We start from the raw sequence: 4020 nt of genomic DNA, 5'->3' as shown, positions 1-4020 counted from the left end.
TGGCCACGGAACCCGCGGAAATACGCGGAAAAAGTATTAATGGTTGCAGCCTTCCGTATCATTCCGTGTGATTCCGCGGCTGATAACCTTGGGCTGTAAAGACGGGTAGCCCCCGACGGGGACGAGAAGCTTGGGCAGGTATATTGGGTAGAGAAAAAATATTTGCGTTACTTTTCTTCCTTAAGTATAATTTAAAGAACCAATAGCCGGTGAATAAAGTATGAAAAAGTTTCTTTGTATGCGAAGTTTTGGAGTCGGGTAAGGCGGTCGAATAAAAAGAAGGATAAGGAGCCGAGAACCATGAAAAAGAAAGTGTTGGCTTTGGTCATGTGTTTTTTAGGGGTGTCTTTTATTTATACGCAGAGCTCTGAGCTGCGGACAGCGCTGGTCATTGGGAATGCGGACTACAAGACCTCCCCCTTAGCGAATCCGGTAAATGATGCCCAGGATATGGCACGGGCGCTTCGTGATTTGGGATTTTCGGTTACAACGAAAATAAACTGTTCTTATAAGGAGATGTTTGATGCGATCCGTGATTTTGGGAATGAGCTTGTCCGCGGCGGCGTAGGCCTCTTTTACTATGGTGGACATGGGATCCAGGTTGGCGGTCGGAATTACCTTATTCCGGTGGATGCTGAGATTAAAGCCGAGGATGAAATTCGTTTTGTCTCGATTGATGCGGGTCTAATCTTGAGCAAGATGGAGAGCGCCGGCAACAGTACCAACATTGTTATTCTTGATGCCTGCCGGGACAATCCGTTCAAAAGGAGTTTCCGCACCGAAAGCCGGGGCCTGGCCGTGGTGGAAGCGCCGCGTGGGTCTCTGGTGGTTTATGCCACTGCACCGGGGTCGGTCGCGGCTGAAGGGCGGGGCAGGAACGGGGTATTTACCGGAGCCCTGCTGCGGCATATCAACACACCTGGAATAGAAGTCGAAGCCATGCTTAAGAGGGTGCGGGCTGATGTTGTTGCGGCCACCGGCAATGAACAGGTTCCCTGGTCTTCCTCCTCCCTTACGGGCGGCTTTTACTTTGCCGCAGCAGGCGGGCGAGTAACGAGCACAGTGGAAGCGGAACGCAGGCCGACCGTTACCGTGGAGAAAGCCTACGGCAGTGTAGAGATCGGGGTAAGGACGGCCGGTACGCTCTACCTGGACGGGACTCAGCAGGTGCGCGTCCCGGCCGGAGGCACGGCCCGGATTGCCGATCTGGAGGCAGGCATTCACAGCCTGGAGATGCGCTACGAGAACGGACAGCGTGAGGAGCGAAGCGTGGCCGTTGAGAAAGACCGGACCATCCAGGTGGCCTTCAGCTACGTGGAACGTCCCAAGGCACCGGAAGGTTTTGTACTGGTTGAGGCGGGCACCTTCCAGATGGGCTCCAACGACGGTGGCTCGGACGAGAAGCCGGTGCATACGGTGCGGATAACCCGGGATTTCTACATGAGTAAGTATGAAGTAACCCAGGCGCAATGGCGGGCGGTGATGGGGAGTAATCCGTCCTTTTTTAAGGGCGACACTCTGCCGGTTGAGAATGTGAGCTGGAATGAGGCGGTCGAGTACTGCAACCGCTTAAGCCGGCAGGAAGGGCTTACTGCGTGTTACAGCGGCAGCGGAGCGAGCATACGGTGTGACTTTTCGGCGGACGGGTACCGGCTGCCGACTGAGGCGGAGTGGGAGTATGCGGCCCGGGGCGGGCAGGAGAGCCGGGGCTACGCCTATTCCGGGAGCAATAGTGCCGGTGGTGTGGGGTGGTATTGGAATAATTCGGGAGGAAAAACGCATCCGGTGGGGCAGAAGATGCCCAACGAGCTGGGGTTGTACGACTTAAGCGGCAACGTGTGGGAGTGGGCTTACGACTGGTATGGGAGCTACACAGCTTCGAGCCAGACAGACCCCGCGGGCCCTTATGCAGACTCGTACCGCGTGGCTCGCGGCGGGGGCTGGTACAGTGGTGCGGGCGACCTGCGTTCTTCCGTTCGCGGCGTCTCGCCGGGCAGCAGGGTCAACCTCCTGGGCTTCCGCCTCGTGAGGACCAAATAACCTTTTAGGGTTTTTAAATTTTTACCTTTTGGAGGGCCGCCGGCCAGCGGCGGCTGGCGGTAATGCTATAAATGCTGTTCAGAATAGTTACTATACCCTTCGATGAGGGTAGAAAATGCTTTATTGAAGATGATTTCACTCATTTCGTCATTAATAAAATCATCAGGAACTATCAAGCCCACTTTTTTTCCACGACGAACGGCACGTACTGGACAATATTTATTGAATACGAGGTGCCGGCCGGCCTGGAACCGGAAATGGAAGGCCTTAGTGAAGCGGAAAAGATGCTTTTCGACCAATTGAGAGCCTGGAGAAAGGAAAAGGCCGAGCAGAAGGGCTTTCCGGTCTATGTAATCTGCAATAATAGCCAGTTGAAGGCCCTGGTAAAACAGGCCCCTAAAACTTTGGAAGCGCTGAAAAACATCGATGGATTCGGGAAGAAAAAATTAGGGGATTATGGCGAGGAAGTGGTTTCACTAATCAAGGCCTTTTATGAGAAACCCGTATGAATGAAGATTACCCCCTGTTCGTAAAATGGTATAAAACCCTGGACTGGATTCTCGATACGGGCGAAAAATTTCCGAAAAACGTACGGTTTTCGCTGACCGGCCGGCTCTATGATATGGCCCTGGATATACTGGAGTATATTATCGAGGCTATATATACCAAAGAACGGGTATATATATTGAAAAAGATCAATATATATATGGAAAAATTGCGGGTTTTTTATCGTTTATCGTTTGAACGCCGGTATATTTCCGAACGTCAGTATCGTTTTATCTCGGGAGAGTTGGACGAGTCCGGCAGGATGGTCGGCGGATGGATAAAGCAATGCGGCGGATAGGAAATCTGTATACTGCGTTCGCGTCCTTTGAAAACCTGTACAAGGCCGCGAGGAAAGCGGTAAAAGGGAGTCCGGGCAGTTTCGAGGCGCTGCGTTTTATGTTCAACCTGGAACATGAACTTCTGGAACTTGAGCGCGAATTGACCGCGGGTGCGTACGTGCCCGCTCCGTATTCGTACTTTACCATTTACGAACCAAAAGAGCGGAACATTTCCGTCGCCCCCTTCCGAGACCGGGTGGTCCACCACGCTCTGGTGAATGTGCTGGAACCTGTATTTGAGCGGGTCTTCATCTTCGATTCGTACGCCACGCGAAAAGGCAAAGGTACCCATGCCGCCGTCAGCCGCGCGCAGGCTTTCTTGAGGAAAAACCACTGGTATCTGAAGTGCGATATTTCGAAATACTTCCCCAGCGTGGACATAGCTATCCTTATAGACAGAATACGGAAAAAGATAAAAGACGCCAGCATTCTTGAAGTGACTGAACGGATTCTTCGAAACGGCGCTCCTGCGGGGAAGGGACTGCCCATCGGCAACCTGACAAGCCAGTTTCTCGCAAACGTTTACCTTGACGGTTTCGACCATTGGATGAAGGAGACGATAAATGCGCGGTATTACCTGCGGTACATGGACGATTTCGTCGTGTTCGCTAACGCTAAAGACCGATTGAGACAAACACTGGCGGACGTTGCCGCGTATCTTTCAACACAGCTTGGGCTTTCGTTGAAAGAAAAGGCTTGCTGCCTCAATTCGTCGTTGAACGGGCTCGGATTTCTCGGCAGAAGGATATTTCCGTCGCTTGTCAGAATAAAAAAAGAAAACCTCAAGCGTACCCTTGGAAAAATAAAAAGAAACGAGTACTTGCTGAGGAAGGGATTAATCGATGAATCACGCTACGGTAGAAGCATGGAAAGCCTTCTGGGATATGTCACATCTTGTGATACGCTTTCGTTAAGAAGGACACTCTGGGGAAAGCGTCATAAAACGGGGTCGAACCGCGTGAATCGCGGCGGAAGCTGGAACAATAATGCGGACAACCTGCGTTCATCCAATCGCGACAACAACTCGCCGGACAACAGGAACAACAACCTGGGCTTCCGCCTCGTGAGCACAGGCGCGCTTTGAGCGTACGGCGCA

4 protein-coding genes are annotated in these 4020 nt (G+C 52.3%); all 4 read left to right on the top strand.

What is annotated here, in order from left to right; translation table 11 throughout:
- Window positions 1-300: 300 nt before the first annotated feature.
- Complete coding sequence (locus AB1500_13035; GenBank protein MEW6184071.1) at window positions 301-2040, top strand: SUMF1/EgtB/PvdO family nonheme iron enzyme; 1740 nt, start codon at window positions 301-303, stop codon at window positions 2038-2040.
- 71 nt (window positions 2041-2111) lie between these two features.
- Window positions 2112-2549, top strand: coding sequence for an HRDC domain-containing protein (locus AB1500_13030; GenBank protein ID MEW6184070.1), 438 nt, complete (start codon window positions 2112-2114; stop codon window positions 2547-2549).
- Window positions 2546-2884 (top strand): diversity-generating retroelement protein Avd, encoded by a 339-nt coding sequence (gene avd / locus AB1500_13025; GenBank protein ID MEW6184069.1) that lies wholly within the window; start codon window positions 2546-2548, stop codon window positions 2882-2884. The genes AB1500_13030 and avd overlap by 4 nt, the downstream gene beginning before the upstream one ends.
- Window positions 2860-4008 (top strand): reverse transcriptase domain-containing protein, encoded by a 1149-nt coding sequence (locus AB1500_13020; GenBank protein MEW6184068.1) that lies wholly within the window; start codon window positions 2860-2862, stop codon window positions 4006-4008. Before avd ends, AB1500_13020 begins: the two co-directional genes overlap by 25 nt.
- Window positions 4009-4020: the final 12 nt, after the last annotated feature.

This window comes from Bacillota bacterium (assembly GCA_040755295.1).
Classification (GTDB): domain Bacteria; phylum Bacillota; class Desulfotomaculia; order Desulfotomaculales; family Ammonificaceae; genus SURF-55.
Note: the sequence above shows the minus strand (reverse complement) of the source record. Positions and strands in the feature narration are given on the sequence as shown.

Bases quoted from the DNA above. Each gene is read 5' to 3' on its own strand.
- AB1500_13035 (MEW6184071.1), top strand. From the start codon at position 301: ATGAAAAAGAAAGTGTTGGCTTTGGTCATGTGTTTTTTAGGGGTGTCT.
- AB1500_13030 (MEW6184070.1), top strand. From the start codon at position 2,112: ATGCTGTTCAGAATAGTTACTATACCCTTCGATGAGGGTAGAAAATGC.
- avd (MEW6184069.1), top strand. From the start codon at position 2,546: ATGAATGAAGATTACCCCCTGTTCGTAAAATGGTATAAAACCCTGGAC.
- AB1500_13020 (MEW6184068.1), top strand. From the start codon at position 2,860: ATGGATAAAGCAATGCGGCGGATAGGAAATCTGTATACTGCGTTCGCG.